The 26919-nt window shown below is 65.8% G+C and carries 23 protein-coding genes; 18 read left to right on the top strand and 5 right to left on the bottom strand.

Going from position 1 to position 26919, the window contains the following annotated elements:
* Nucleotides 1-497: 497 nt before the first annotated feature.
* Nucleotides 498-995 carry a flavin reductase family protein gene (locus ACFQ9R_RS00115; protein ID WP_378926126.1) on the top strand — a complete coding sequence of 166 codons (498 nt, stop codon included), beginning with the start codon at nt 498-500 and terminating at the stop codon, nt 993-995.
* A gap of 66 nt (nt 996-1061) precedes the next feature.
* On the opposite strand, the gene ACFQ9R_RS00110 is transcribed toward ACFQ9R_RS00115, so the two are convergent.
* Together ACFQ9R_RS00110 and ACFQ9R_RS00105 are read right to left on the bottom strand one after the other, a co-directional pair.
* Nucleotides 1062-1829, bottom strand: a complete 768-nt coding sequence (locus tag ACFQ9R_RS00110; RefSeq protein ID WP_378987033.1) for an SDR family NAD(P)-dependent oxidoreductase — start codon at nt 1827-1829, stop codon at nt 1062-1064.
* Between the two features lie 131 nt (nt 1830-1960).
* Complete coding sequence (locus tag ACFQ9R_RS00105; RefSeq protein ID WP_378987030.1) at nt 1961-2296, bottom strand: NIPSNAP family protein; 336 nt, start codon at nt 2294-2296, stop codon at nt 1961-1963.
* A gap of 114 nt (nt 2297-2410) precedes the next feature.
* Between ACFQ9R_RS00105 and ACFQ9R_RS00100 the strand changes: the two genes are divergently transcribed.
* The 11 genes from ACFQ9R_RS00100 to ACFQ9R_RS00050 all read left to right on the top strand — a co-directional run bounded on the left by ACFQ9R_RS00100 (nt 2411) and on the right by ACFQ9R_RS00050 (nt 18044).
* Nucleotides 2411-3052, top strand: a complete 642-nt coding sequence (locus tag ACFQ9R_RS00100; protein WP_378925623.1) for a TetR/AcrR family transcriptional regulator — start codon at nt 2411-2413, stop codon at nt 3050-3052.
* A gap of 772 nt (nt 3053-3824) precedes the next feature.
* On the top strand, nt 3825-4277 hold the full coding sequence (locus tag ACFQ9R_RS00095) for a VOC family protein (protein WP_378987027.1): 453 nt from the start codon (nt 3825-3827) through the stop codon (nt 4275-4277).
* Between the two features lie 186 nt (nt 4278-4463).
* Nucleotides 4464-5573, top strand: coding sequence for an amidohydrolase family protein (locus ACFQ9R_RS00090; protein ID WP_378987024.1), 1110 nt, complete (start codon nt 4464-4466; stop codon nt 5571-5573).
* Between the two features lie 110 nt (nt 5574-5683).
* Nucleotides 5684-7378 (top strand): thiamine pyrophosphate-requiring protein, encoded by a 1695-nt coding sequence (locus tag ACFQ9R_RS00085; protein WP_378925616.1) that lies wholly within the window; start codon nt 5684-5686, stop codon nt 7376-7378.
* Nucleotides 7379-7421: 43 nt separating this feature from the next.
* Nucleotides 7422-9092 (top strand): AMP-binding protein, encoded by a 1671-nt coding sequence (locus ACFQ9R_RS00080; RefSeq protein ID WP_378987021.1) that lies wholly within the window; start codon nt 7422-7424, stop codon nt 9090-9092.
* Nucleotides 9089-10585: an aldehyde dehydrogenase family protein gene (locus ACFQ9R_RS00075; RefSeq protein ID WP_378987018.1), complete on the top strand. Its 1497-nt coding sequence runs from the start codon at nt 9089-9091 to the stop codon at nt 10583-10585. The genes ACFQ9R_RS00080 and ACFQ9R_RS00075 overlap by 4 nt, the downstream gene beginning before the upstream one ends.
* 2 nt (nt 10586-10587) lie before the next feature.
* Complete coding sequence (locus tag ACFQ9R_RS00070; RefSeq protein ID WP_378987016.1) at nt 10588-11448, top strand: enoyl-CoA hydratase; 861 nt, start codon at nt 10588-10590, stop codon at nt 11446-11448.
* A gap of 58 nt (nt 11449-11506) precedes the next feature.
* Nucleotides 11507-12592, top strand: a complete 1086-nt coding sequence (locus ACFQ9R_RS00065) for a hypothetical protein (protein ID WP_378987013.1) — start codon at nt 11507-11509, stop codon at nt 12590-12592.
* A 51-nt stretch (nt 12593-12643) separates the two neighbouring features.
* Complete coding sequence (locus ACFQ9R_RS00060) at nt 12644-13855, top strand: acetyl-CoA C-acetyltransferase (RefSeq protein WP_378987010.1); 1212 nt, start codon at nt 12644-12646, stop codon at nt 13853-13855.
* 4 nt (nt 13856-13859) lie between these two features.
* Complete coding sequence (locus tag ACFQ9R_RS00055) at nt 13860-16019, top strand: 3-hydroxyacyl-CoA dehydrogenase NAD-binding domain-containing protein (protein ID WP_378987007.1); 2160 nt, start codon at nt 13860-13862, stop codon at nt 16017-16019.
* Nucleotides 16020-16220: 201 nt separating this feature from the next.
* Nucleotides 16221-18044, top strand: coding sequence for an acyl-CoA dehydrogenase (locus tag ACFQ9R_RS00050; RefSeq protein ID WP_378987004.1), 1824 nt, complete (start codon nt 16221-16223; stop codon nt 18042-18044).
* A gap of 86 nt (nt 18045-18130) precedes the next feature.
* On the opposite strand, the gene ACFQ9R_RS00045 is transcribed toward ACFQ9R_RS00050, so the two are convergent.
* Nucleotides 18131-19081 carry an alpha/beta hydrolase gene (locus ACFQ9R_RS00045; RefSeq protein WP_378987001.1) on the bottom strand — a complete coding sequence of 317 codons (951 nt, stop codon included), beginning with the start codon at nt 19079-19081 and terminating at the stop codon, nt 18131-18133.
* Nucleotides 19082-19267: 186 nt separating this feature from the next.
* On the opposite strand from ACFQ9R_RS00045, the gene ACFQ9R_RS00040 reads away from it, so the two are divergent.
* The 6 genes from ACFQ9R_RS00040 to ACFQ9R_RS00015 all read left to right on the top strand — a co-directional run bounded on the left by ACFQ9R_RS00040 (nt 19268) and on the right by ACFQ9R_RS00015 (nt 24963).
* Complete coding sequence (locus tag ACFQ9R_RS00040; RefSeq protein WP_378986998.1) at nt 19268-20320, top strand: alcohol dehydrogenase catalytic domain-containing protein; 1053 nt, start codon at nt 19268-19270, stop codon at nt 20318-20320.
* 123 nt (nt 20321-20443) lie between these two features.
* Nucleotides 20444-22798 (top strand): nitrate- and nitrite sensing domain-containing protein, encoded by a 2355-nt coding sequence (locus ACFQ9R_RS00035; protein WP_378986996.1) that lies wholly within the window; start codon nt 20444-20446, stop codon nt 22796-22798.
* 16 nt (nt 22799-22814) lie between these two features.
* Nucleotides 22815-23252, top strand: a complete 438-nt coding sequence (locus ACFQ9R_RS00030; RefSeq protein ID WP_378986993.1) for a roadblock/LC7 domain-containing protein — start codon at nt 22815-22817, stop codon at nt 23250-23252.
* Entirely contained in the window at nt 23249-23629 is a 381-nt protein-coding gene (locus ACFQ9R_RS00025; RefSeq protein WP_378925590.1) for a DUF742 domain-containing protein, read from the top strand. The genes ACFQ9R_RS00030 and ACFQ9R_RS00025 overlap by 4 nt, the downstream gene beginning before the upstream one ends.
* Nucleotides 23610-24191, top strand: coding sequence for an ATP/GTP-binding protein (locus ACFQ9R_RS00020; protein ID WP_378986990.1), 582 nt, complete (start codon nt 23610-23612; stop codon nt 24189-24191). Before ACFQ9R_RS00025 ends, ACFQ9R_RS00020 begins: the two co-directional genes overlap by 20 nt.
* Nucleotides 24192-24375: 184 nt before the next feature.
* A complete protein-coding gene (locus ACFQ9R_RS00015) occupies nt 24376-24963 on the top strand; it encodes a TetR/AcrR family transcriptional regulator (protein ID WP_378988434.1) in 588 nt (195 codons plus the stop codon).
* Between the two features lie 22 nt (nt 24964-24985).
* Here ACFQ9R_RS00015 and ACFQ9R_RS00010 read toward each other — a convergent pair whose 3' ends face one another.
* Nucleotides 24986-25207, bottom strand: coding sequence for a hypothetical protein (locus ACFQ9R_RS00010; RefSeq protein ID WP_378986987.1), 222 nt, complete (start codon nt 25205-25207; stop codon nt 24986-24988).
* A gap of 553 nt (nt 25208-25760) precedes the next feature.
* Entirely contained in the window at nt 25761-26120 is a 360-nt protein-coding gene (locus tag ACFQ9R_RS00005; RefSeq protein WP_378986984.1) for a hypothetical protein, read from the bottom strand.
* Nucleotides 26121-26919: the final 799 nt, after the last annotated feature.

The following is a 26919-nucleotide window of genomic DNA, read 5'->3' as shown; positions in this document are numbered from 1 at the left end:
GCGAATCTCGCCCTCGGTGTCGGTGGTGAGCCGAGGAATGGTGGAACGGAAGGCTCGAAACACCGGAACCGGCTCGGCACTGAACGGCGGCCTGACCGGGGCGGTGCTGATGAAGGGCGGTATCTGCGTCACGAGAGTCAGTCAATCCGCCGTGCGGGCGCGGTCGTAGCCATCAAACGGCGGGATTGCTGTCGGAAACATCCGCCAGATGGCGGTGCCCGAGAGCGCGGACGATGCCGTCCTGCCCGTCCGATCCGGTCATCGGGCCCGGTGATTCGGGGCTGCCTGGCGGCTGTTGACGCGCTAGATGTCGTATGTCAGGCTGATTTATAGATCAATCTATCTACCTGCGCCCCCGGCGCCGCTCTGGCGTCGCAGGGGAGAAAACGCACCGCCGCGCTCGCGGCCCAGTGTTGGGAGACCCCGTGAACCAGTCCACCCCAGTCGTTGTCATGGCGAGTACCGCGACCGGCCCGATCGGCGGGTCGACCGGATCCATGATCGCCTTCGACCCGATGACCGCTGACGCGGGTCCACTGCGCCGGGCGTTCGGGTGCTTCCCCTCCGGGGTCACCGCGGTGTGCGCGATGGACGACGGCGAACCGATCGGCATGGCCGCCAGCTCGTTCACGTCGGTGTCGATCGCACCGCCCCTCGTCTCGGTGTGCTTCCAGACCTCCTCGACCACCTGGCCGAGACTGCGGGACCGGCCCCGGCTGGGAATCAGTGTGCTCGCGGAGGATCACGACAAGATCTGTATGAGCCTGTCCCGGAACGCAACCGACCGTTTCGACGGCATCGCCTGGGATCGTGCCGCATCGGGTGGGGTGTTCGTGCACGGCGCCACCGCGTGGCTGGAGTGTTCCCTGCACACCGAGGTCCCGGCAGGCGACCACGCCGTCGCGTTGTTCGAGATCCACGGCATGTGGGCGGATCCCGAGGCCGCGCCGCTGGTCTTCCACGGCAGCCGATTCCGTCGACTCGCTACGCACTGACAGCAGAGGGCCCCAGCGCCGATACTCGGCGCTGAGGCCCGGGCGAACATACTCGAGCCGGTTCGTTCAGAAGATCGAATATCCGCCGTCGATCACGATCTCGTCGCCGGTGTGGAATCCGCCGACCCCGCCGGCGAGATATACCGCCAGTCGTGAGAAATCATCCGGCTCGCCCCACCGGCGCTGCGGCATCCGCTTCATGACGTTCTCCCCGAACGCCGGGTTCTGCATCTCCCGGGAGATCAGCGGCGTCTCGGTCCAGCCGGCGATGATCGAGTGCGCGTTGATCCGGTGTCGCGCCAACTCCACCGCGCACCCTCTGATCATCGCCGACAGCCCCGCCTTGCTCGCCGCGTAGGACTGGCCACGCGGGGTTCCGTGAATCGTCGAAACGCTCGACGTGCCGACGAGTACGCCCCCGCCGCCGCGCTCCACCATGTGGGCAGCCGCGGTGCGCAGCGTGAGGAACGCCCCGTCGAGATTTACCCGGGTGACCTCCCTGAAGTCCGCGAGACTCGTCTCGACGAACGGCGTATCGGGAGCGCGGGTGCCCGCGTTCGCGAAGCAGGAGTCGACCCTGCCGAAGTGGTCGAGGGTCTCCGCGAAGCTCGCTGTCACGGCGTCCTCGTCGCCTACGTCGCAGCGGATCGCCCGCACGCGGGTGCCGTGTTTCGCGAGCTCCTGCGCGGCCTTCTCGTTGCGCTCGGCATTGGTGCCCCAGATGCAGACATCGGCACCGCACCGGGCGAGTCCGTGTGCCATGCCGAGTCCGATCCCGGAGTTTCCTCCAGTGATCAACGCGACGTGTCCGGTGAGGTCGAAAAGCGAGGTCAAGCCAAATCCTCCGGGTCGTCCCCGGCCGTGCCGGGAAGAGTGTCGAAACGGCCGGGCACGCGGCCGGGGGGTGTCGGGGCCACCGATCATCCTGTGCCATCCGCGCCGGTGGCGGGGACCGGAGAGCCGCTTCAGCGCAGCTCGGAGAAGCCTGTCGGGTCGAGGAACTTCGTCGTTGCGCTGGCGGTGACCTGTTCACCATCGGACCTCGCTGCGGTCCACTCGGGGTCGGCCCAGAAGGCCTCCCACGACTTCGCCGCGGCCGCTCGGCTGGCGTGGGCCACGAGATAGACGAGAGTCTCGGTGGGATTGCCGTCGTCGTCGGTCGCCACCCAGAAGCCGATGTTGGTCATCCCGTGTTTCTCGAACAGCGGGGCGGCGTGATCGCGAAAGCGGCCCAGGAGCGCGTCGATCTTGCCCGGTACCGCGTCGTACGTGCGGAGTTCGAAGATTCGAGTGTCAGTCACTAGATCAATCTATCAAGTCTGGCGACCGCCGACAACGGCTGCGTCGGTAGGCTGTTCGGCGCTGGGGTGAACGTCACAGCACGACAGATTGATCTAGCGGGGTAATCTGGACGTATGTCTCCCTCCTCGTCAACCCTTGGTAAGCAGCCGGAAACGCGAACACGGCTCGTGGAGTCCGCGGCGGAGCTGTTCAGCCGGCAGGGCTTCGGGGCCACCGGCATCAAGGCCGTCCTCGCCGCAGCCGAGGCGCCCTATGGATCGCTGTACCACTTCTTCCCCGGCGGCAAGCAGGAACTCGGCGCCGCTGCCCTGGCCCACGGTGGCACGCGCTACCGGGAGTTACTCGAGTCGGTGTACCCGCCCGGGGCCGACGTCGTCGAGGCGACGGCGGCCTCCTTCGTCCAGGCGGCGGAGCTACTAGCGCAGACCGACTACGGCTACGCCTGCCCGATCGCGACGATCGCCTTGGAAGTGGCCAACAACGACGAGGTGATGCGGACCGCCGCCGCCACGGCCTTCGAGTCGTGGCTGGAGGTTCTCGAAGAGCGCTTCACCACGGCCGGGATGACCGCCGAACGCGCCCGCGAGGTCGCGGTGGAGATCTTCTGCCTGATAGAAGGATCGGTGCTGCTGTCGCGGACCACGCGATCGCCGGCGCCGCTGCACACCGCCGGGCGGGCCGCGACCAACGCCGTCGCCGCTGGACTCGCGGCTGGTCGGTACGACCGCACAGGTCAGGGCAACGTCAGTCGGTAAGCGGGTCCGCTACCGAGTGCTGGTCCGGGTCGGCAACAGGGCCGACAGTCGGCGACTCGGCGGAGTTCTCGACAGTGGCCGGGGGTCGACGGACACCGCGATCATCTTCGGCTGACCGGTTGACGACGTCCCGATGGTGAGTGGCTGCGGCGCAGCCGATTTCGTGCTGTCGCTCGCAGTACGGGGCCTACTGGCCGGACTGTGCGGAGAGCCGCCGGTCCAGGGTTCTCCGGTGGCCTGACCGTCGCGATCGCCGTGCCGATCGTGTGGCGCACCGAATTCTGTGATTCCTACGCGGTCCCAGTGAGCCGAATGCGGCTGCGGCCGAGTAGTGCTGTCGCCTACCCGGCAGTTGGCGGGCGATGTGCGGCTACCGCACGACGAATGGCGGGTAGTGAGCCCGCGGCCCACCGCAGAGACTTCATCTGATCCGAAGTCTTTCGCGAGGTGGGCAGATGATGCGACCAGTAGCTTGTCGGTCCGCCGTGCGGTGTGCTGAAGCCGATCGCGACGGCGATGCGCGAAACCTTCATGGATGCCCGGTGTGGAGCGGGGTGGCTGACGCCGCCGTTCTCCCCGGGATGCGCGGCGCCGGTCGGACGAATTCCCGTTTTCGAGTTGCCTTCAGAGGGTTGACGGACCGGGAAGATTCCGCTTACTCTGACGGCGATAGATCAATCTATCTAGTCGTCTACCGATCGCACGCTACCTATGGCTGGAACCGCCGGGCGTGGTCATGTGACACCGGTGGGCTCGAGGCCAGCGGAGGCAAATGATGGGCATCAAACGCGTTGGACACGTCGTGGTGAAAATGCGCGATCTAGAGGCGGCCAAACGCTTCTACGGCGGGATCCTCGGCATGACGATCTCCTCGGAATCGGACATTGCGATCTTCTTCCGATTCGCCGATTACCACCACGACATCGGGGTGTTCAAGGTGCCCGAGGACGCCGAGTCGCCGCAGGACGGTCAGGTCGGTCTGCTGCATTTCGCACTGGTCGTCGACAGTCAGGAGTCGCTCGTGCGGATGCACGAGCACCTGCAGGCCGAGGGCGTCACGATCGAGGCCATGTTCGACCACGGCATGACCCGGAGCCTGTACGTCAAGGATCCCGATGGCAACGCGATCGAGATCTATTGCGAGGTACCGGAGTACGACTGGCGGACGAACGACGACTTCGTCGGCTTTCTCAAGCCGATCGACGTCGAGGCGCTCATTCCCTGATGTCGGCACCGAATCCGAGAACTCAGAGTGAGCTCCTCCCGGTGCTTGCTTTCACACCCACCCGGTGTTGTCGCCGGGAAGTCAGAACTAGAGGTTGCAATGAAGCTCCTGGCACATGATGTCGACAGCCACGAAATGATTCCCGGTCACCTGCTCGGGGATGTTTTCGGCCAGCCGGGTCGAATTATGGGAAATCTCTTCGATGTCGCGGACCGGCTCCGTCCCGACCCGAGTCCGACCAATATGCACCAGCCGAACGTGGCCGGGGACACGGTGCCGATCGACTCGAAGGCGGTGTGGGAGATCAAGGGGCCGACGGCTCCGAGCGCGATCGACCTCGGGCGCCGGGTAGAGGTCCTCGACGTCATGGGGGTCGATCGTCAGCTGGTCTTCCCGACCACGGCGATCGGCGCGATGATGGTCGGCGGCATGGACGACCTCGGCTTCGAACTGCGCTGGGGCGGTGACGAATCCGTGTTCGAGGGGATGTCGAGGCCGGACTTCGCCAAGAGCTTCCTGCGCGCGTACAACGACTGGGTCATCGACAACGCGGTCCTGGCCGATGGTCGAATCCGGCTCGTCGGGATCGTCCCGACCAGCCCGGATGTCAGCGAGATGATCGACACGGCGAAGCGGCTGGTCGACGCCGGTGTTCGCGCGGTGTACCTGCAGGCCGACGAGCCGCCGGGCGGGGTCTCGCCGGCGCATTCGGCACTCGACCCGCTGTGGGGGCTTTTCGAGGCCGCGAATGTCGCGGTCACGCTGCACATCGGTACCGAGTTCGCCTTCCTCGATCCGCGGTGGACCGTCGCCGAGACCTTCCAGGATCTGTTCCAGTCGCCGGAAATCCCGAACGCCAATATTCAGCTCTTCTCGACCGTGCACACGGCAATCGACAATTATCTGTCGGCGTTGGTGCTCGGGGGAGTGTTCGAGCGATTCCCGCGGCTGCGAGTCGGCCTCCTGGAGGTCGGTGCCTATTGGGTCGGGCCGGCCGCTCGGCGAATGGATATGTACATCGGGGTATTCCCCGGTGCGGCCGCTGCGAAATTCCCGCTGAAGCCGTCGGAATACATCGCCCGAAACGTGCGGGTGTCACCGTTCAATTTCGAGCCCGTCGACCGCTACTTCCAGGATGATCCGAATCTGGCCGACGTGTACTGCTATTCGACCGACTATCCGCACGTCGAGGGCACGAAGGACTCGATGAGCAAGATGCTCGCGAAGGTCGAACCGCTCGGCGAGGAAATCACCACGAAGTTCTTCCGCTCGAATGCAGAGTGGCTCTTGCCGTAATCGACGCCCGACGAGGCCACCGTCCGGTACTTCGGTCCTGGGCGGTGGCTCGTCGGTGCGGCCCTGTCAGCCACCTGACGAATGTCCGCGCACCGAACAGAAAGTTCTCCATGCCGCACACCGCTGCAACCCGCTACCTCACTGCCCTTGCCGAGCAAGGCATCGAGTGGTTCTTCGTCAACGCGGGGACCGACTTCGCGCCGATCGTCGAGGCCTACGCCGACAACAAGCAGGAGGGTGGCCCGACACTGCCGATCCCCGTCCTGTGTGCCCACGAGAACCTCGCCGGGGGCATGGCGCACGGCGCCGCGCTGGTGACGGGACGGCCGCAGGCGCTGATGCTGCACGTCAATGTCGGCACGGGTAACGCTGTCTGCTCGGTCGCCAACGCCGCGCGTGACCGGGTCCCGTTGCTCGTCACCGCCGGTCGCTCGCCGATCCTCGAGTTCGGCGCCACCGGTGCGCGTGACCTGCCGATCCACTGGTCGCAGGAGATGTTCGACCAGGCGAGCATGGTGCGCGAGTTCGTCAAATGGGACTACGAGTTGCGTGATCCGCGTCAGGTCGAGGCCGTCGTCGACCGCGCACTGAGCGTCGCCACAGCCCACCCGCGTGGTCCCGTGTACCTCTCGCTTCCGCGTGAGGTACTCGCCGAGACGGCCGACGAACCTGTGCGGGCACAGCCGCGCACGCCGGTTCCGACCGCATTGCAGCCCGACCCCGCCGCGATCGACGCGCTCGCCGACCGGCTCGCCGCGGCCGAGTTCCCCGTCATCGTGGCCGCCGCGGCAGGCGCCGAGACCGAGTCCGTCGGCCTGCTCGCCGAGTGCTGCACCCGGTTCGCGCTCGGGGTCGCCGACCCGTGGGCTCGCTACCTGAACATTCCTTCCGATCATCCACACCGCGTCGGCTCCGACGTGGCGGCCGTCCTCGAACGGGCCGATGTCGTGGTGTTCGTCGAGTGCGATGTCCCGTGGATCCAGGCGCGCACCGCGCCGTCGGCGGACTGCTTCGTCGCCCAGGTGGGCGTCGACCCGCTGTTCACCACCTACCCGATGCGGTCGCACCGCTCGGACCTCAACATCAGCGCCACGCCGACCGCGTTCCTCACCCGGTTGATCGAGGCACTCGAGGTGCGCGCCGACCGCATCGATCAGGGTCGGGCCGAACAGATTCGTGCGCTGGCCGCGGCCGGCCGGGCCGCCGTCGGCGAACTGCGCGACACCGAGCTCGCCCGTGGCGACGAGGACGTGATCACCACGGCGGCGATCTCCGCCGTTCTGGGCGACCTGCTCGACGACGACGACATCGTGTTCAACGAGTACGTGTCCTACCCCGACCTGCTGGGCCGCACGGAGCCCGGCACGTACTACTTCCTGCCCGCGTCGGGAGGTCTCGGATGGGGCTTGCCCGCGGCACTCGGTGCCAAGTACGCCGCGCGGGACCGCACCGTCGTCGCCACCCTCGGCGACGGCGCCTACATGTTCGCCAACCCTGCGGCGTGCCACCACGCGGCCGCCAAACACGACCTGCCGGTGTTGACCATCGTGGCCAACAACAGCAACTGGACCGCGGTCGACATGGCGACGTACCTCGTCTACCCGGACGGCACGGCGGCCACCACCGGCGAGGACCGCTTCTCCAACCTCGCCCCCTCGCCGGACCTGGCGGCCTACTGCGTCGCCTCGGGCGGCCATGGCGCGACGGTCCACCACCGCAGCGAGCTCGAGGGCGCGATCAAGGAGGCGCTGCGCGTAGTGCGTGACGAGGGACGTCAGGCGCTGCTCGACATCCGCTGCAAATGACCCGTCGTCACCACTGCTGATCGTTTCACCTGATGGAGATCTGATGCGATACAACCACGCCGAGCTTTTCGCCGGCGTCGCCGCGGCGAAACCCGAGCACGACTGCATCGTGTTCCGGGACCGGCGGCTGACCTACCGCGACGTGTCGGCGCGAGTCAACCGGCTGGCGAATCTCCTGCTGTCGCAGGGGATCACGATCTACCAGCCGCGCTCCGACCTGCATCCGTGGGAGTCGGGCCAGGACCATGTCGCGCTGTATCTGTACAACGGCAACGAGTACCTGGAGGGGATGCTGGGCGCCGCGGCCGCCCGGGCGGCGTCGTTGAACGTCAACTACCGATACGTCGAAGCCGAACTCGCCTACCTGCTCGACGACTCCGCGCCGCGCGCGATCATCTACCACGCCCGTTTCGCTCCGACGCTGGCGGCGGTCCTCGACTCGCTGCGCGCGAAGCCGACGCTGCTGCTCCAGGTGGCGGACGAATCCGGCAACCCGCTGCTCCCCGGCGCTCTCGACTACGAGCAGGCCCTCGCGGCCTCCTCCGCCGATGCTCCCGAGACGACACCGGACCCCGACGACCTCTACATGGTCTACACGGGTGGTACCACCGGGATGCCGAAGGGCACGCTGTGGGCTCAGGCGGAGATCCTGGAGAGCGCCCTGGCGGCTTTTCTGCCGGCAGGCATCTTCGACGTCGCGTCGCTCACCGAGGGCATCGCTCTGGCCGTGTCCGGTGATCGGCGAGTCGTGCTGCCGCTGCCTCCACTCATGCATGCCGCAGCCCAGTGGCTCGCCCTGGCCGGTGTATTGACCGGCGGCACCGTCGTATTCCCCGATGTCGTGGACCGGCTCGACGCCGCCTCGGTCTGGGAGGTGATCGACCGCGAGGGCGTGCAGCTGATGAACCTCGTCGGCAACTCGTTCGCGACGCCGCTGTGCGACGAGTTCGAGCGGGGCGGCTACCACGGGCGTTCCCTGCAGCTGATCGGTACCGGCGGCGCCGTCGCGAGCGCATCGGTCAAGGACCGCATCCTGGCACTGCTTCCACACATCGCCATCGCCGACGTCGCCGGTTCCTCGGAGACCGGCTCACAGTTGTCGAACCTGAGTACCAGTGCTGCACCGGCTACTTCCGGTGTCTTCACCGCGGCGCGGGGTACCTGCGTAGTGGACGACGACGGTCGCCGGATCCTCGAACCGGGCGATACCGAAACCGGATGGCTGGGCCGGCACAGCACCATACCGTTCGGGTACCTCGGCGACCGCGCCAAGACCGAGCGCACGTTCCCGATCATCGAAGGCCGCCGCGTGGCGTTGCCCGGCGACCGGGCGCGACTGCGGGCCGACGGCAGCATCGAGCTCCTCGGTCGCGACTCGGTGACGATCAACTCCGGCGGCGAGAAGATCTTCGCCGAGGAGGTCGAGGAGGCGTTGATCGCCCATCCCGCCGTTCGCGATGTGATCGTCGTCGGTAGGCCGAGCGAGCGATGGGGCAGCGAGATCGTCGCGGTCGTACAGCTACTACCCGGACACGACCCCACCGACCGGGAGCTGCTGGCCGAGGCCGAGCAACGGCTCGCCCGGTACAAGCTGCCGAAAGCCATCGTCCGCGTGGACGTGGTGGTCCGGAGCCCCGCGGGAAAGGCCGACTACCGATGGGGCCGCGATATCGCCGCCCAGAATTCGCCCGCACAGAAGGAACCGAGCAGATGACCATGACCACAGCACCGATCGTCGACGTGGCGCCCGAGGAATTGCAGCGTCTCCTCGACGCCCAGCGAGCCGCCCAGGCTCTGGATCCGATTCCGGACGCCCCGACCCGGCGTGATCGTATCGACCGTTTCGTCGCGGCCGTTCTCGAGCACGGCGACGAGCTCGCCGCGGCTCTCGACGCCGACTTCGGCAGTCGGCCCCCCACTATTTCGATGGAACTCGACATCCTCGGTGGGTTGGAGACAATCGCCTTCGCCCGGGCACAACTCGAGACTTGGATGGCGCCGACCGAAGTGCCGGCGGCCATGGGCGGTGCGATCCCGGCCTATGTCCAGAATCGTCCCAAGGGAGTGGTCGGAGTCATCGGCCCGTGGAACTTCCCTGTCGCGCTTGTGCTCGTGCCCGCCGTCGAAGCACTCGCCGCGGGGAATCGGGTCATGATCAAGTTCTCCGATATGGCGCCGAGGACCGGCGCTGTCTTCGCTCGCGCGGTGGCCTCGCGGATGAGTCCCGAAGAGGTCGTCGTCGTCAATGGTGGATTGGCCACTGCCACTGCGTTTTCCGACCTGCGGTTCGACCACCTCTTCTTCACCGGCTCACCGAAGGTGGGACGACTGGTCGCGACCGCCGCCGGACGGAATCTGGTTCCGGTGACGCTCGAGCTCGGCGGTAAGAACCCTGCCGTCGTGGCGCCGGACGCCGATGTCGCCGAGGCCGCGAAACGGCTCGCCGCCGCTCGGCACATCAACAACGGCCAGGTGTGCCTGTCGCCCGACTATGCCTTTGTCCCCGAATCGGGGCGGGACACGTTCGTCGAGTCCTATCGGAATGCCGTGCTCGCGCACTTCCCGACCTTCATCGACAACCCTGATGTCGTGTCGATCGTCAACGACGCGAACTACGCGCGGGTCACCGGGCTCGTCGAGGACGCCAAGTCGAAGGGCGCGGTGGAGGTCGTGATCGTGCCGGAGTCGGAGCGGAACCGGGTGCCCGATGCGCAGGTTCGGCGCATCCCGCCCACGCTGCTGCTCGACACCCCGGCCGACGCCGAGATCAACGCCGAGGAGATCTTCGGGCCCGTGCTGGTGGTGCACACCTACCGCGACGTAGACGAAGCCATCTCCTTCGTCGCCGCAGGCGAACATCCACTGTCGTCCTACTGGTACGGCGCCGACACCAGCGACTTCCAGCGGTTCTTGGTGAACACCACGTCAGGTGCGGTGTCGCGCAACGACTTCGGTCTGGCATACGGCAACCACGTCGCGCCCTTCGGCGGGGTCGGGATGAGCGGTTCGGGTGCCTACCACGGTATGGCCGGATTCGATACGTTTTCCCACCAGCGTGTGATCGCCCAGAGCGACCTGCCGATCGGCTTGGCCGCTGCGCTTGTTCCCCCGTTGACACCCGAGCGCGTCGCCGGCGTCGCCGCAGCGGCCGCTGCGGCGACCGCCGATATCACGGCGCGGTTGCATCGTCCGGACGAGCGGAGCTGACGATGAGCGAGTTCGAAACCATCCGCTACGAACGGCCTGCCGAGAAGGTCGCTCGGATCGTGCTCGACCGCGCCGAAGCGCGCAACGCGCAGAGCATGCGGATGCTCTATGAGCTCAACGACGCCTTCGACCTTGCGGCGCAGGACGATTCGATCAGTGTGATCATCCTCGCCGCGAACGGACCACACTTCTCCGCCGGACACGACCTGCGCGACAGCGAGGCCTTGCAGATCGTGACCGATCACCGGCGGGTCGGCACGTGGTGCGGTTTCGGTTGCGCCGGTGCCGAATCGCAGATGGCGGTCGAGAAGGAGATGTACCTGGGACTGTCCGAGCGGTGGCGCAACCTCCCGAAACCGACCATCGCCGCCGCTCAGGGCAAGGTCATCGCCGGTGGCCTCATGCTCGTGTGGCCGTGCGATCTGATCGTGGCGGCCGACGACGCGCTGTTTCAGGACAACACCGTGTCGATGGGTGTGTCCGGTGTGGAGCTCTTCCAGCATCCGTTCGAGGTGGGTGTCCGGAAGGCGAAGGAGATGTTGTTCACCTCCGACTTCCTCACGGCCGCCGAAGTGCATCGGCTCGGCATGGTGAACCACGTCGTACCTCTGGCCGAGCTGGAGTCGTTCACGCTGCAGCTGGCCTCGCGCATCGCCGAGAAGCCGCTGTTCGCACTCAGACTCGCGAAGGAGGCCGTCAACGTCGCCCAGGACAACCAGGGCCGCGCCAACGCTCTGCAGACCTCCTTCGCTTACCACCAGCTGTGCCACAGCCACAACCAGCAGGTGCACGGCACGCTGATCGATCCGGGGTTCATGCAGCGGACGTTCGGGGCAAAGGCGGGAGCGGGGGCGGGGTCATGATCCGGCGCTCCGGATTCCACCTCGATTGATCTACAGTCCCACCGCTCGAGAGGCCGAGATGACCAACGTTGTGCTCATCGATGCGGGCCGATCGGGAGTCGTTCCGGATGACCCCGACCTGCCCGAAACGCCCACCACGCTCGCCGAGGACGTGATCGCGGCGCTGCTACGCAGAAGCTGCCTCGACCGATCGGAGCTGACCGAGCTGTTTCTCGCCGACCCCCGCTGCCTGTCGACCGGCTGCTCGGTCGGGCAGGCCGGTTGGGTCGTCGACCCACCGCCGCTCGGTCTGACCACCACGGCGGGCGCGAGCAGTTCGCTGAGCATGGCGCAAGCGATACGAACGATCGAGAAGTACCCGGACGCCGTCGTCGTCGTCGCGGCGGCCGACTTCGGAATGAGTACGTCGTGGCTCGGCGGCGGTGCCGCCGAGCTGTACCGACAGCAGCACATGGCCCGAGTTGCCGCGGCCTGGTGGGGTATCGCTCCCGATGAGATGGCCGGCTGGGCCCGCTCGTCCTATTCGCGGTCCGCGGAGTGCGCTGCGGCCGGGGACTTCGTGGCCGAGATCGTGTGTACCACACCCGGTTACCTCGCCGACTGCTTCCACAAGCCGGAGGCAGGTGATTCGTTCAGAGGCGGGACGGGTGACAGCACGACGTCCGGGCAGGGCCTCATCGACGACGGATCGGCGGTCACCGCCCGCCCGGCCCGTGGTGCGAGCGCGATGCTGCTCACCAGCGAGCCGAACGCGATCAGGCTGGGGCTGCGTGTCCGGGCCCGCCTGCATGCCACCGGTGCGATCCGGTCGACCACCGAGTTCGGCATCGCCCCACTCGGTTCGCACGCTGTCGATCAACTCCTTGCTCCCGGCGGTTTCTACGTCGGCGGTCTCGACCAGCTCGAGGTTCCGGAACAGTACGCCGTCACGCCGGTGGCCTGGATCAAGGAAACCGGAATGTGTGAGTACCTCGTGAACCCGCGCGGAGGGGACCTCGCGTTCGGCTACCTGCCCAGGTCCGGCCATCTGCGGTCGCTGGTCACGATGCTGAATTCGCTGGAAGACACCGGTGGCAGGGCCGGGGCCCTCGTGGCCTCCGACGCCCGCCGAACCACCGCCTTCGTCCTCACCGTCGCTGACTGAACCCGGCGGTGCGCGAAATATCGAACAGCTGGACGAGAGGAAAGATCAATTGTGAGTAACGAGGCCTACATCTACGAGGCGATCCGCACGCCTCGGGGAAAGAACAAGGGCGGAGCGCTCCACGGGACGAAACCCGTCGACCTGGTGGTCGGCCTGATCAGAGAATTGACCGCCCGCCACCCCGGGCTCGATCCCGCCGCTATCGATGACGTCGTCCTCGGCGTCGTCTCGCCGGTGGGAGACCAGGGTGGCGACATCGCCCGTGCCGCCACTATCGGTGCGGGCCTGCCGGACACCGTCGCCGGGGTGCAATTGAACCGGTTCTGCTCCTCCGGGCTCGAGTCGGTCAACCAGGCTGCGGCGCGGGTGCGTTCGGGCTGGGAATCGCTGATCATCGCCGGCGGTGTCGAGTCGATGTCGCGGGTGCCGATGGGATCCGACGGCGGCCCGATCTACAACGATCCGGCCCTGACCTACGACGCCTCGACCGTGCCTCAGGGCATCGGCGCCGACCTGATCGCGACCATGGAGGGCTTCTCGCGCGAAGACGTCGACGGTTTCGCCGTGCGGTCGCAGGACCGCGCCGAGACCGCGTGGTCCGGCGGATTCTTCGCGAAATCCGTTGTGCCGGTGCGTGACATCAACGGTGTGACGATCCTCGACCACGACGAGCATCGCCGTCCAGGGAGCACTGTCGAGTCCCTCGGCAAGCTCCGGCCAGCGTTCGAGGGCATCGGCGAACGAAATGGGTTCGACGCCGTGGCGCTGCAGAAATACCACTGGGTCGACAAGATCGACCATGTGCACACCGGCGGGAACTCCTCCGGCATCGTCGACGGCGCCGCGCTGGTGCTGATCGGGAACGAGCAGGTCGGCAAAGACCTCGGACTGACGCCACGCGCCCGCGTGACGGCCGCCGCCATCACCGGATCGGATCCGACGATCATGCTGACCGGACCCACGCCGGCCACCCGCCAGGTCCTCGACCTGGCTGGGCTGACCATCGACGACATCGACCTCTTCGAGCTCAACGAGGCCTTCGCATCGGTCGTCATGAAATGGATGAAGGATCTGAACCTGCCGGCCGAGAAGGTCAACGTCAACGGTGGTGCGATCGCGATGGGGCACCCACTGGGCGCCACCGGCGCGATGATCCTCGGCACCATGGTGGACGAGCTGGAACGGCGACAGGCCCGGCGCGCACTGGTGTCGCTGTGTGTGGGCGGCGGCATGGGTATCGCCACGATCATCGAGCGGGTGTGAGGACATGACCGACACGATTCGCTGGGAGCAGGACGCCGACGGCATCGTCGTGCTGATCCTGGACGACCCCAATCAACCCGTCAACACGATGAACGCCGACTTCCAGGAGTCCTTGGCACAGGTCGTGGACCGGCTGGAAGCCGAGCGGGAATCGATCACCGGCGTGGTGATCACCTCGGCGAAGCGCTCGTTCTTCGCAGGTGGCGATCTGCGGGACCTGATCCGGGCCACACCGGAGCACACCGAGCACGTCACCGAATCCACCACCGCCATGAACGCACGGCTGCGCCGCCTCGAGACACTGGGCAAACCGGTCGTGGCGGCTATCAACGGTCTCGCGCTGGGCGGCGGCCTCGAGATCGCGCTCGCGACGCATCACCGCATCGCGGCGGACATCGATGATGTCGTCATCGGATTGCCCGAGGTCACCTTCGGTCTGATGCCCGGTGCGGGCGGAGTCGTCCGCACCACGCGGCTGCTCGGAGTCCAGAGCGCACTCGGCAACGTTCTGCTGCACGGTCAGCGACACGGCCCCGGCCGGGCCAAAGACCTCGGACTCGTCGACGAGTTGGTGTCCTCGGTGGACGAACTGCTGCCGAAGGCCAAGGCGTGGATCGAAGCCAACCCCGGTGCCGTCCAGCCCTGGGACGCCGAAGGCTACTGGATGCCCGGTGGCTCGCCTGCGGACCCGGCCTTCGCGGCGAACTTGCAGGCGTTCGCAGGCAACCTGCGCAAACAGGTCAAGGGTGCGCCGATGCCCGCTCCGCGGGCGATCCTGGCCGCCGCGATCGAGGGCGCGCAGGTGGACTTCGACACCGCGGCGCTGATCGAGACCCGCTACTTCGTCAGCATCGTGATCGGTCAGGTCGCGAAGAACATGACCAAGGCGTTCTATTTCGATCTGCGGCGGATCGCTGCGGGCGGTTCACGTCCCGATGGCATCGAGAAGTACACCGCGCGCAAGGTCGGTGTACTCGGTGCCGGGATGATGGGCGCGGCCATCGCCTATGTGACGGCGAAGGCAGGCATCGACGTGGTGCTCAAAGATGTGTCCAAGGAGAAGGCCGAACGGGGCAAGGGCTATGCGGTCAGGCTCGAGCACAAGGCGCTTGCCCGGAGCAAGACAACACAGGAGACGTCGGACGCGGTGCTCGCGCGGATCGAGCCGACGGCCGACCCGGCGGACCTCGCCGGCGTGGACTTCGTGATCGAGGCCGTTTTCGAAAGTCCGGAACTCAAGCACAAGGTGTTCGGCGAGATCGAGAACATCGTCGACCCGGATGCCGTTCTGGGTTCGAACACCTCCACGCTGCCGATCACCGATCTCGCCGAGGGTGTGCAGCGGCCGGAAGACTTCATCGGCATCCACTTCTTCTCACCGGTGGACAAGATGTCACTCGTGGAGATCATCCGCGGCGAGAAGACATCCGACGCGACCCTCGCGAAGGCCTTCGACTACGTCCTGCGGATCGGGAAGACACCGATCGTCGTCAACGACAGTCGTGGCTTCTTCACCTCGCGCGTGATCGGCACGTTCGTCAACGAGGCGATGGCGGCCGTCGGCGAAGGTATCGAGCCCGCGTCGATCGAACAGGCAGGCGCGCAGGCCGGTTATCCCGCTCCGCCGCTGCAGTTGATGGACGAGCTGACCTTGACGCTGCCGCGCAAGGTCCGCCAGGAGACCCGTGCCGCGGTCGAGGCCGCGGGTGGACAGTGGACGCCGCACAGTTCCGAAGCTGTCATCGACCGCATGATCGACGAGTTCGGCCGCTCGGGCCGTTCCACCGGTGCCGGCTTCTACGAGTATGTCGACGGTAAACGCACCCGTATCTGGCCCGGCCTGCGTGCGGCGTTCGACAGTGGTAGCACCCAGATCCCGCTCGAGGACCTGCGCGACCGCATGCTGTTCGCCGAGGCACTCGAGACTGTCAAGTGTCTCGACGAGGGAGTGCTGAACTCCGTGGCGGACGCCAACATCGGCTCGCTGCTCGGGATCGGCTTCCCCGCCTGGACCGGCGGGGTCATCCAGTACATCAATCAATTCGACGGCGGTGTACCGGGTTTCGTGGCGCGGGCCCGAGAACTGGCCGAACGCTACGGTGACCACTTTCTGCCGCCGAAGTCGTTGGTGGAGAAGGCGGAAAAGGGTGAGATCTACGAGTAGGACTACGCGGTGATCATTTCCGCGTTCATCTGGTCCTTCCTCGGCAACCAGAGTCGGCGGGTCGGCATCGACCCGCCGGCGCCCGACGAAGGCGACGCGGCGCAACCGAATTCAGGGCGGCACCGCTGCTCGCGATCCGAAGCCGAGCCGAGCGACCCGGAGCGATAGATCGCTCGCGACACAGGATACGGAGGCATCCAGGTGGGCCACTACAAGAGCAATGTTCGTGACCTCGAATTCAACCTGTTCGAGGTGCTCGCGATCGACGGCGTTCTCGACTCCGGCGAGTTCGGCGACCTGGATGCCCCCACGATCCGTGCGATGCTGGCCGAATCGGCGCGGCTGGCCGAAGGTCCGCTCGCGGAGTCGTTCGCCGACGCGGACCGCAATCCGCCGACGTTCGACGCGGCCACGCACGCGGTCTCGCTGCCCGAGTCGTTCATCCGATCGACACTGGCCTGGCAGAAGGCGGGCTGGCACAAAGTCGGGCTGAAAGAAGAAGTCGGTGGCACGGTGGCACCGTCGGTGGTCAAATGGGCGATCTGGGAACTGTCCCTCGGGGCCCAGCCGGCGGCGTTCGTGTACACCAGCGGGCCGCAGAACGCCGAGATCCTGCACGACCTCGGCAATGCTGCCCAGCAGCGGTGGGCCCAGATCGCTGCCACGCGTGAATGGGGCGGGACCATGGTGATGACCGAATCGGACGCCGGTTCGGATGTGGGTGCGTGCCGCACCACCGCGGTCCGGCAGGGCGACGGCAGCTGGCATCTCGAAGGTGTCAAACGATTCATCACCGGCGGTGACTCCGACTTGTCGGAGAACATCCTGCATCTGGTTCTGGCGCGGCCCGCGGGTGCCGGACCGGGGACGAAAGGTCTGTCGCTGTTCGTCGTGCCGAAGTTCCACTTCGACACCGGCACCGGTGGATTGGGCACCCGCAACGGCGTTTTCGTGACCGGCCTGGAGACCAAGATGGGACTCAAGGCCTCGGCGACCTGTGAGCTGACCTTCGGTGGGCACGGCGTTCCCGCGGTCGGCTGGCTCGTAGGTGACTCGCACAGCGGGATAGCGCAGATGTTCGCGGTCATCGAGTACGCCCGGATGATGGTCGGCACCAAGGCGATCGCCACGTTGTCGACCGGTTATCTCAACGCGCTCGCGTATGCGAAAACCCGGGTGCAGGGCAGTGATGCGACCAGAACGGCGGACAAGCAAGCGCCGCGGGTGACGATCATTCGCCATCCTGATGTGCGTCGGGGACTGATGGTGCAGAAGGCATACAGCGAGGGCATGCGCGCGCTGTATCTGTATGTGGCTGCGCACCAGGACGCCGGGATCGCGAGGGCGGTGTCGGGTGCCGATGCCGAATTGGCCTTCCACATCAACCATCTGCTGCTGCCCGTCGTCAAAGGCGTCGGATCCGAACGCGCCTATCAGTGCCTGACCGAATCCCTGCAAACCTTCGGCGGGTCCGGCTACCTGCAGGACTATCCGATCGAGCAGTATGTGCGCGACATCAAGATCGACTCGATCTATGAAGGCACCACCGCCGTTCAGGCGCAGGACTTCTTCTTCCGCAAGATCGTGCGAGACCGCAGTGGAGCATTCGCCCATGTGATCGGTCAGATCGCGGAGTTCGTCGAAAGCAGTTGTGGTGGTGTACGTCTGGCGTCCGATCGCGCCTACCTCGCTACCGCGCTCGAGGACATCGAGGCCATGACCGCGACCCTCCTGGGCGTCGTGTCGGCCGCGCACCGAGAGCCTGCCGAGCTGTATCGCATCGGGCTGGTATCGGTACGGTTTCTGCTCGCCTTCGGCGACCTGTTGATCGGCTGGCTGCTGATGCGCCAGGCCGCCGTCGCGCTCGCCGCGATCGACACAGCGGGTAGCACCGCGTTCTACGAGGGAAAGGTCGCGGCGGCAGCCTTCTTCGCCAGGAACATGCTCCCTCGACTCAGCACGGTGCGCACCGTCATCGCCGACGTCGACCTCGGCGTGATGACTCTCGACGAGTCGGCGTTCTGACGCCGAGGCATCTGGCACAGCCGGTGCCGGGAGCGGGCCGGTGTCCAGTTCGCGGCGGTGCGTTGGACAGCGGCCCGCAGGTCAACTCACCCCTCGGGGTGCAGTGCGCGGCGAAGTGCGGCGTGCTGCTCTGCGATGATTCGCTCGACCACCTTGACACCGCGAACAGCGGTCGCGCCGTGGAATACTCCGGGATAGAGGCGCAGCTCGGTGCTCACGTCCGCTTGTGCGAGGCGGCGGGCGTACTCGATGCCCTCGTCCCGCAGCGGGTCGTATTGGCCTACTTCGATATACGCCGCCGGGAGCGCGGACAGATCAGTCGCGGTGGCGGGTGCGGCATATCGAGTCCAGTCCTCGCCGTCGACCAGTGTTCCGCCTGCTGTGTAGTGCTTCCAGGCGTTGACGGCTGCGGCCCGGGCCAGCATCGGGGTGTCCGTGAGTGTCGTCATGGATTCCGTCTCGCCGCGGTGGTCCACGGCGGGGATTCCGAGCCACTGCAGCCGCAGCGAAGGGCCACCGCGATCCCGGTTCAGCAAGGCGACGGCGGCGGCCAGTCCACCTCCGGCGCTCTCCCCCCCGATGGCCAGCCAGTCGGGGTCGATGCGGAGTTCTTCCGCGTTGTCCACAGTCCAGAGCAGCGCGGCGTAGCAGTCGCGCAGGCCGGCGGGAAACGGGTTCTCGGGCGCGAGTCGGTAGTCCACCGACACCACGACCGCGTCCACCGCGGCGGTCAGTTCGGTCAACGCGGAGTCGTAGTCCGCCGGCTCGCCCGTGACATATCCGCCGCCGTGGAAGTAGACCAGTGCGGGCAGTGAGCTGACCTGTGCGGTGGGGGAATACACGCGCACATTCACCGCGGGTCGGTCAGTGTCGCCGGGCACCGTGTAGTTCCGAATCAGAATTGTGTCGGGAAGGTCCCGCGCGATCGAGCGAGTCATCTCCTTCACCATGGCTCGCGTTGCCACCGGGTCGGCGAAATCGAACGTCGGCAGGGCCGGTACCCACGGCACCAATTCCGGGTCGATAGCTAGGCTCACGCTTCCTCCTTGAATATGTGCGCCACCTACTGTGGTCTGTCTCTGAATTCTCGACGTGGGAGTCGCGATCCACATCCGCCAGTTGGCGGGCAAGAAGTGGCAACAGGGCAACGGTTGGCGGGTACTGGACCTGCGGGCAAGCGCAGATACTCGTTGAAAGCGCTTGGACCACAACAAAGGAGAACGATGAAGGCCGCTGTGTTCTACGGCAAGGAAGACCTCCGCGTCGAGGAGGTGCCGGAATCCAGCCCTGGTCCCGGTCAGGTGAAGTTGCGTAACGCGTTCGCCGGCATCTGTGGCTCCGACCTCCATTTCTATTTCTTCCCGGAAGCCATTCCGTGGGATATGAACGAGCCGCATCCGCTGACCGGTGCCAAGTTGCCCCAGATCCTCGGCCACGAGTTCGCGGGGACCGTCGTCGAGGTCGGCGAGGGCGTGACGGATGTGCAGGTCGGCGACCGTGCCGCGGTGTTCCCGCTGGTCGCTTCCTGTGGTGAGTGTGTGGCGTGCCGTAAGGGTTTGCGTTTCTCCTGCAAGATGATGGGCGCGCTCGGTGCCAACGCGCCCGGCGGTGGCCTGTCGGAGTTCACCACAGTGAACGCCTCGTCGTTGCACCTGTTGCCCGAGAATGTGGACCTGCGGATGGGCGCGCTCGTCGAGCCGATGGCGGTCGGCTGGCACGCGGTCGCCCGCAGTGGCGTCGAGGCGGGCGGTACGGCACTCATCGCCGGCGCGGGGCCGATCGGTATCGGTACGTGGTTCGCGTTCAAAGCGCTGGGTGTGGAGAAGGTGCTCATTTCCGAGCCGAGCGCGGATCGTCGGGCGATCGTCGCCGCGCTGGGTGCCACGGTCGTGGATCCGGTGAACGAGGACCTCGCCGCCGTGATCAGCGAGTTCACCGATGGTGCCGGCGTGGATGTCGCGGTGGATGCGGCGGGAGCCGGTACTGCGATCACCTCGGCCTTGATGAGCCTCGTCGCCGGTGGCCGCGTTGTCGTCGCCGCGCTGCACGAGCACCCGATGCAATTCCATCCCACCTTGCTCTCGATGGGGGAGGGCGAGATGGTGGGAGCGGTCGGCTATGAGCCGGAGGAATTCGACGCGGTTATCGCCGGTATGGCCGACGGCCTCTACGACACCACCGGCTGGGTGGAGGAGATCCCGCTGACCGGCATCGTCGACGCTCTCCACAAGCTGCGCAACGGTATCGGCGCGAAGATCCTCATCCGCACGGACTGACCACCGAGGGACGACCACTACGAATGAGACAGGAGCGCACTATGGTTCGGCCCTCAGGGGAACCACCGGTCGTTGCGGGTGGGCGCGCGTCATGAACACCGCCTCTGAAGGTAGGGCCACGGCGTGCGCTTCCCGGTAGAACTTCCGACCGCGACAGCGCAGGGAGTGCGGCGGTCGTGGGTCCGGCGGCACGGTTCCGGAATACGGACACGAGTGTTGGCGATCGCGCTCATTCCCTGTGCGGCACTACTTTTCACTGGGACGATCACGGTCGCCGTTCTCGTCAAAGACGCGCGAGCGGCTTCCCAGTGGTCGAAACTGCTCAATGACGCGGTCGATCCGTTCGTCGCGTTCGCGGTCGCGGTCCAGGGCGAGCGATCACTGAGCCTCGCTACGCTGAACGGCGACTCGATGTCGACGGCCGGATTGACGGCGCAGCGAACCAAGACAGATGCCGCGCTCGCGGAGATCGGCCGGCGGGCGCCGGAATTGCAGCGACTGGCGCCGGTCGGGGTGGACAGCTCCACCCCGGACATCGCCGAACTAGCCGCGAGCACATCGAGTATCAGACAGGCTGTGGATCTCGGACACACCGATTCTCGCTCAGTCGACGATTTCTACCGGCGACTCACCGGCATCCTCGCCACCGGCCTCGAAGGGCTGGCGAGGGCCGTACCGGATCCATTGACCGCCGCGGAGGAGATCACCGCGGCGGATCTGATCCAAATGGCGGAACTGCATTCCCGCGCGTTTGCCCTCGCTGCCGCAGGCACAGTACGTGGGGAATCGCTCTCTGCCGAGGAACGCCGTGTCGTCGCACAGCTCGTCGGCGGGTATCGACACCAGCTCGAAGGTCTCACCGGACGGCTCACCGCCGACGGCCGGCAGCGACTGGCCCGGCTCGCCGACAGCCCCGAATGGAGAACTGCGACGGGATCGGAGGACCTGCTCGCCGAGCGCGGCACAATCGAGGTCCCTTACGCCGAGTGGCAAGCAGCCGAGCGGGTGGTGGACACCGAACTGATCGGCCTGTTCCGGGATCACGTGTATTTCGCCAACGCGCAGGCCGCGGAAGCCGCCGATCGGTCGATGAACCGACCGATTGCCGCGGGCATCGGTATCGCAGTGGTCGCGATCGGTGCCTTCGCCTTGGCGATGCGGATGGCCAATGGCCTGATCCGCCGGTTGCGTTCGCTGCGTTCGCGAAGTCTGGAGTTGGCCAATGAGACGTTGCCATCGATCGTGCAGCGGCTCCACGATGGCGAGGAAGTCGATGTCGAGGCCGAGACGACGATGCTGGACACGGGGCACGACGAAATAGGTCAGGTAGCCATGGCATTCGGAGCCGCGCAGCGGACAGCGATGGTCGCGGCCGCGGCAGAGGCGCGGACGCGGGACGGGTTCAACAAGGTCTTCCTGGACATCGCACATCGAAGCCAGGTTCTTGTTCGCCGTCAATTGGATGTGCTCGACGTCGCCGAGTCGAAACAGCAGGATTCGGAGCACCTCGAATTGCTCTTCCAGCTCGACCATCTGGCGACCCGGGCACGGCGCAACGCCGAAAACCTGCTCATCCTCGGCGGCGAACAGCCGGGGCGGCGATGGCGGCAACCCGTCGCGCTCGAACAGGTCGTGCGCAGTGCGGTATCGGAGACCAACGATCTCACCCGGGTGAGCGCGATTCGCCTCCCGGAGACGCACGTACTCGGGGGCGTGGTCGCCGACCTCATCCATCTGCTCGCAGAGCTGATCGACAACGCCACCTTCTTTTCCCCGCCCCAGTCTCTGGTCTCTGTGCACGGGAACCGAGTGGGCCGCGGTGTGGTCGTCGAGGTCGAGGATCAGGGCCTCGGAATCAGATTCGCCGAGCGCGAACGGCTCAACGAACTCCTCAGTGAGCCACCGGACTTCCAGCAGATGGCGCTGGCTGGACAGCGTCATCTCGGACTCTTCGTGGTCAGCCGACTGGCGAAGCGCCATGCCATTACCGTCAGTTTGCAGGACTCGGCCTATGGCGGTGTCAAAGCGATCATCTTGATTCCGACCGATCTGCTGGCGGTCGAGCCCGAAAACCACTCTGAAGAGCCGATTCTGATGCCGCGGACTCGCGCGCGCCACGCATCGGAGGCAGTATCGCGCGGCCACGATGTTGCGCAGCTGCCTCCGTGGCCGGGGGAGGCGTACGAGGAGCTCGTCGGTGCCGACACTGCGCAGTCGGATTCGGTGGCGATCGAATGGCCGGCACCGACCGTGCACAGGGCAAACAATGGCGCGCATCTGCGTGCCCCGCTGCCCAAGCGGCGGAAACAAACCCACCTCGCACCACAACTTCAGCTGGAGGACGAGCCACCCAGTGCGGCCGAAGTGCCTTCGGTAGAAAGCCGACGCCCCGCCGACGAGATCCGCCGCGCGATGTCGTCTTTCCAACACGGCACGTTCCAAGCACGCAACTCCGCGCCACCCCCAACCGATCAGTAACGGATGGTCCAGAAGAATGAACAACGACGTGACAATCCAGGGCAACAACACGCTGGATTGGATCCTCGACGGCTTGGTCGACCGGACGCCGGGTTCCGAGCACGCCTTGGTCCTTTCCGCCGACGGCCTGCCGCTCGCCCGCTCGCACACCCTCAGTCGTGAGGATGGCGAGCACCTGGCTGCGATGGCTTCCGCGCTGCACAGCCTGGCTCGTGGCGTAGGCAGTCGCTTCGACAAGGGCGCGCCCCGGCAGACCGTCGTCGAACTCGCCGCGGGCTATCTTCTGGTGACCGAGGCCGGACACGGTGCGTGTCTTGCTCTGCTCGCCGCGATCGAGGCCGATCTCGGTCTGATCGCCTATGAAATGAACGTCATCGTCGGGCAGGTCCGTGATCAATTGAGCGCCGCGCCACGCATCCCGTCACACACCATGCGCGTACACCCGACATCGTGAACGAGCGCGGTGGCCGAGAGTGGGAGTTCGCGGACGACCCGGGCGCACTGGTTCGGCCGTTTGCCGTGACCCGTGGCAGAGCTGGTCGGGATCTGCACACGCTCGACATTCTCACGCTGGTCGTCGCGGTGCGATCCGAGAGCGACTTGACCGGGCTCGACCGGGAGTATGCCGAGATCGTTCGACTGTCTCGCGGCAGACCGCTGTCCATCGCGGAGCTGGCGGCTCACCTGGACCTGCTGCTCGCGGCGGTAAAGGTACTGGTCAGCGACCTGATCCAATCCGGGCATGTCATCTTCCGATCACCGGCTCCGCCATCGAGTGGACCGGACCCGAAACTTCTCCAGGCGGTGCTCGATGGTATTCGCAGAATCTGATGTCGTCGCCCGATCCGAACTCAGCTCGCTCGATGCTGTCAAGATCCTGATCGCGGGCGGATTCGGTGTCGGCAAAACAACATTCGTCACAACGATCAGCGAGATCACTCCACTACGTACCGAGGAGCGGCTGTCTGCCCTCGGTGCCGTTGTCGACGATCTGACCGGCGTGGAAACCAAGACCACGACCACGGTGGCCTTGGATTTCGGCCGGGTCACGCTGAGTCAACACCTGGTGCTCTACCTGTTCGGAACACCAGGGCAGGACCGGTTCTGGTTCATGTGGAAGGAATTGTCGGTCGGTGCGCTGGGTGCGATCGTGCTGGCCGATACCCGACGTCTCGAAGACTCCTTCGGGGCGATCGACTACTTCGAGTCACGTGGTATCCCGTTCATCATCGCGGTCAACTGTTTCGATGGCGCCGATGTGTACAGCGATTTCGAAATCTGCGAAGCACTCGACATTTCGAGTGAGGTCGCCGTTGTGCTCTGCGACGTCCGCGATCGGGATTCAGCCAAGCAGGTCCTGATCCAGCTGATCGAACATCTCATGGCGCGATGATCTATATCGAATCCCTCTCGCGCGTAGTCGTGCAAGGCGCGTCGCCCTACGATTGTGAGTGCGGTGAGTGGCGGGTCGAGGGCGGCACTCGTCATCTCGATCTGGTCCAGTTGGCCTTACTGTCAGCGCTGCGCGAATTCTGCCGCGAACGTCTGACGGCCACAACGTGAACGCCACGCCGACAATGCTCCGTCGCGAAGCCCGCAGGCGACATGTCATCCTCGCCGCGAGCGAAGTCTTCGGCAATCGCGGCTATCACGGCACCAGCATGGATGAGATCTCGGTGCGGGCCGGATTCACCAAACCCATGCTGTACGAACTGTTCTCGGGGAAACTCGAGCTCTACTTGACGGTCTTGCAATCGCATATCGACGCGCTGGTACGCGGCGTGCGGCATGCGTTGGCCTCGGGCGACAATCACCAGCGGGTACACGCCGCGGTGCAGGCCATCTTCGACTTCGCCGACGAGGACCCGCCCGGCCTTCGGCTGATTTTCGAATCGGGCGTCAGCAACGAACCATCGGTCGAATTGCGGGTCAGAAACGCGATCGCCGAGTGCGTGGGATGCATTTCCGATGCCGTCATCGACGATTCCGGGCTCGATCCGCACCGAGCGCGCCTACTGGCGGTCGGTCTGGTCGGTGCCAGTCAGATGGCCGCGCGCGAATGGCTGGACTCGGGTCGGCCGATCACGAAGCGAGCGGCGGTCGAGACCACGGTCGGGTTGTGCTGGGACGGACTGGCGAGGGTGCCGCTGCATCCGGATGACTGACGCACCGAGGCACCCGCGGCGCTCAGTTCGAGTCGCCGATCGCCAGGAGTCGCGCGCCGATGGTGAGCAGTGCCGTATCGGCACCGGCGCGTGCGCGCAACGGTGACATGAGCGCGATGTCGTTCATCATCGTCTGTGCCGCTTGAACCCGGATGCGAGCGCTGGCCGTATCCCAGTCCGGATGCACCGTGCTGATCAGATGCACCCATTCCGCGACGTATTCGTGCTGCACGTTCGATGACATTGCGCCGCTTATAGGTTTCCCGGTCGAAGTCCGGTGCGTATCTGTTGTGCCCGGGCACAACGGCTCGGCCTGTGCGTGAAGGGGCGTGGACGGATGGAGTCCTCATAGCATTCGACAGTCCAGTGAAGCCGGCTCCTGTGGCGAGTCAAGATATAGGTTGGCCGATCTGCCCGCGACTTGCGGTAAACCCCGAGCGGAAGCGAATTCAGTAGTCGCCCAGACGGCGAAGGAACTCCGCGGCGATGTAGCGCATGCGCCCGGCGGTCGTGCGCACGTCGTAGCCGAGGAGTTGCGTCAAACTCTCATGCTTGGCCTGCAGCGTCGAATGGTGCGTGCCGAGTTCGACTGCGGCACTGCGGAGGCTGGGCAAGTCGCAGAGCACCCGCAGTACCTCGGCAGAGCGGGAATCGAGGTGTGCGAGCGCTGTCGCGTCTTCGTGTGGCGAAGTTGGGTTGTGGGCATGGGCCAGGACGATCATCGCCCCGAGATCGGTGGCGTCGACGACGGGCGTCGAGGAGTTGGTGAGTCTGTAGGCGATGACCGCTCCATCCCACTATTCCGGAGCGTGGTCGGCACGTACCCACGTCCCCAAGCCGGCGGGTCCGGGAGGGTCGACCCGTCCTCTCATGTCCAGACTCGCTTGGAGGATTCCGTATCGAGTGGGAACGGCTGTCGAGATGCCCGACGGCGCGACACCCACGTCGGTGGCGATGAGCCTGATCCGAGTGTTCGGATCGATGTGAAGGCGGGCGAGCCCGGGTGCTCGTTCGTCGACCGAACGTGCCTGATCGATGATGAGGGCGAGCCCGGCGGCCCGGTCGCTCCACGCACCGAGGAGCCCGACCGCGAATGCGAGCCGCTCGATGATCATCTCATCGTTGGCGTGGGTGGCGTCGTCGCGCTCGAGCCACACACTCCCACCCTCGATCGACCGCTCCGGCCGTCGCGGCCCCGCATTGTCGCTATCCTTACGCTATGAGCAACCTCGACATCCTGCTAAGAAAGCGCGAGCGGTCTCGGCACCCTCAAGGGGACCGATAGCCCCGATGTGGTGTTGCGCGCGTTGGTAGCTCGGGAGCATTTGATCGGGATAGACTCCAACTAGGCTGTGAATGAGGCCGACGAGCAGATCTAAGTCGAGCGCTCCCCGCGCGAGTAGGGATTCCCCCCGGTGCAGCACTGAAATCGAAGCCCGCAATATGCGCTCCCCGCGAAATCAGGTAGGAGCCTGTCGTCGCGGTCCGCTCCTGGGACCAAGGGGAGTGCTAGCCGCGCGGGCAAGGACGAGCCTCCGGATCATTGCTATATCAATGGTGGCGCTTACCTGCTCCATGCGTGACGGAGGTGAGCCCAGGGCTATGGTGTCGAGTGTCCGCTGCTCGACAGCGAATGCCGTTCGGACGGTGATGAGAAGGGGGCGAGCTGTCGCGAACCTGGTCCGTCGCGCTCACGTGGCCAGGCACAAGAAGCTATTCGCCAACGGTGCCCTGACATTGAATCTCGGGCGAGTTCTGGAAGCTGTAGGTGGCACCCCACAGAAACCCCACACTTTTGACCGGAATCAACGCGAATATATGCGAATCGATGAGAAGTGTCGATTCGCGAAACTTCCTGGTGCTGAGCACTATTGGGAACTGATGAGTAGGTTCTGGACAACTGGAACCCGTGCCAGGTGGTCGCAGGTTCAAATCCTGTGGGTCTGGTAGGCCAGC

Origin of the sequence: Nocardia sp. NPDC056541 (assembly GCF_042794235.1) — a bacterium.
Taxonomy (GTDB): domain Bacteria; phylum Actinomycetota; class Actinomycetes; order Mycobacteriales; family Mycobacteriaceae; genus Nocardia.
The sequence above is the reverse complement of the archived record's forward strand: the minus strand, read 5'-3'. Positions and strand labels throughout refer to the sequence as shown.

Coding starts and splice junctions, on each gene's coding strand:
- ACFQ9R_RS00115 (WP_378926126.1), top strand. CDS start 498: ATGATCGCCTTCGACCCGATGACCGCTGACGCGGGTCCACTGCGCCGG.
- ACFQ9R_RS00100 (WP_378925623.1), top strand. CDS start 2,411: ATGTCTCCCTCCTCGTCAACCCTTGGTAAGCAGCCGGAAACGCGAACA.
- ACFQ9R_RS00095 (WP_378987027.1), top strand. CDS start 3,825: ATGATGGGCATCAAACGCGTTGGACACGTCGTGGTGAAAATGCGCGAT.
- ACFQ9R_RS00090 (WP_378987024.1), top strand. CDS start 4,464: ATGGGAAATCTCTTCGATGTCGCGGACCGGCTCCGTCCCGACCCGAGT.
- ACFQ9R_RS00085 (WP_378925616.1), top strand. CDS start 5,684: ATGCCGCACACCGCTGCAACCCGCTACCTCACTGCCCTTGCCGAGCAA.
- ACFQ9R_RS00080 (WP_378987021.1), top strand. CDS start 7,422: ATGCGATACAACCACGCCGAGCTTTTCGCCGGCGTCGCCGCGGCGAAA.
- ACFQ9R_RS00075 (WP_378987018.1), top strand. CDS start 9,089: ATGACCATGACCACAGCACCGATCGTCGACGTGGCGCCCGAGGAATTG.
- ACFQ9R_RS00070 (WP_378987016.1), top strand. CDS start 10,588: ATGAGCGAGTTCGAAACCATCCGCTACGAACGGCCTGCCGAGAAGGTC.
- ACFQ9R_RS00065 (WP_378987013.1), top strand. CDS start 11,507: ATGACCAACGTTGTGCTCATCGATGCGGGCCGATCGGGAGTCGTTCCG.
- ACFQ9R_RS00055 (WP_378987007.1), top strand. CDS start 13,860: ATGACCGACACGATTCGCTGGGAGCAGGACGCCGACGGCATCGTCGTG.
- ACFQ9R_RS00040 (WP_378986998.1), top strand. CDS start 19,268: ATGAAGGCCGCTGTGTTCTACGGCAAGGAAGACCTCCGCGTCGAGGAG.
- ACFQ9R_RS00030 (WP_378986993.1), top strand. CDS start 22,815: ATGAACAACGACGTGACAATCCAGGGCAACAACACGCTGGATTGGATC.
- ACFQ9R_RS00020 (WP_378986990.1), top strand. CDS start 23,610: ATGGTATTCGCAGAATCTGATGTCGTCGCCCGATCCGAACTCAGCTCG.
- ACFQ9R_RS00015 (WP_378988434.1), top strand. CDS start 24,376: ATGCTCCGTCGCGAAGCCCGCAGGCGACATGTCATCCTCGCCGCGAGC.
- ACFQ9R_RS00010 (WP_378986987.1), bottom strand. CDS start 25,207: ATGTCATCGAACGTGCAGCACGAATACGTCGCGGAATGGGTGCATCTG.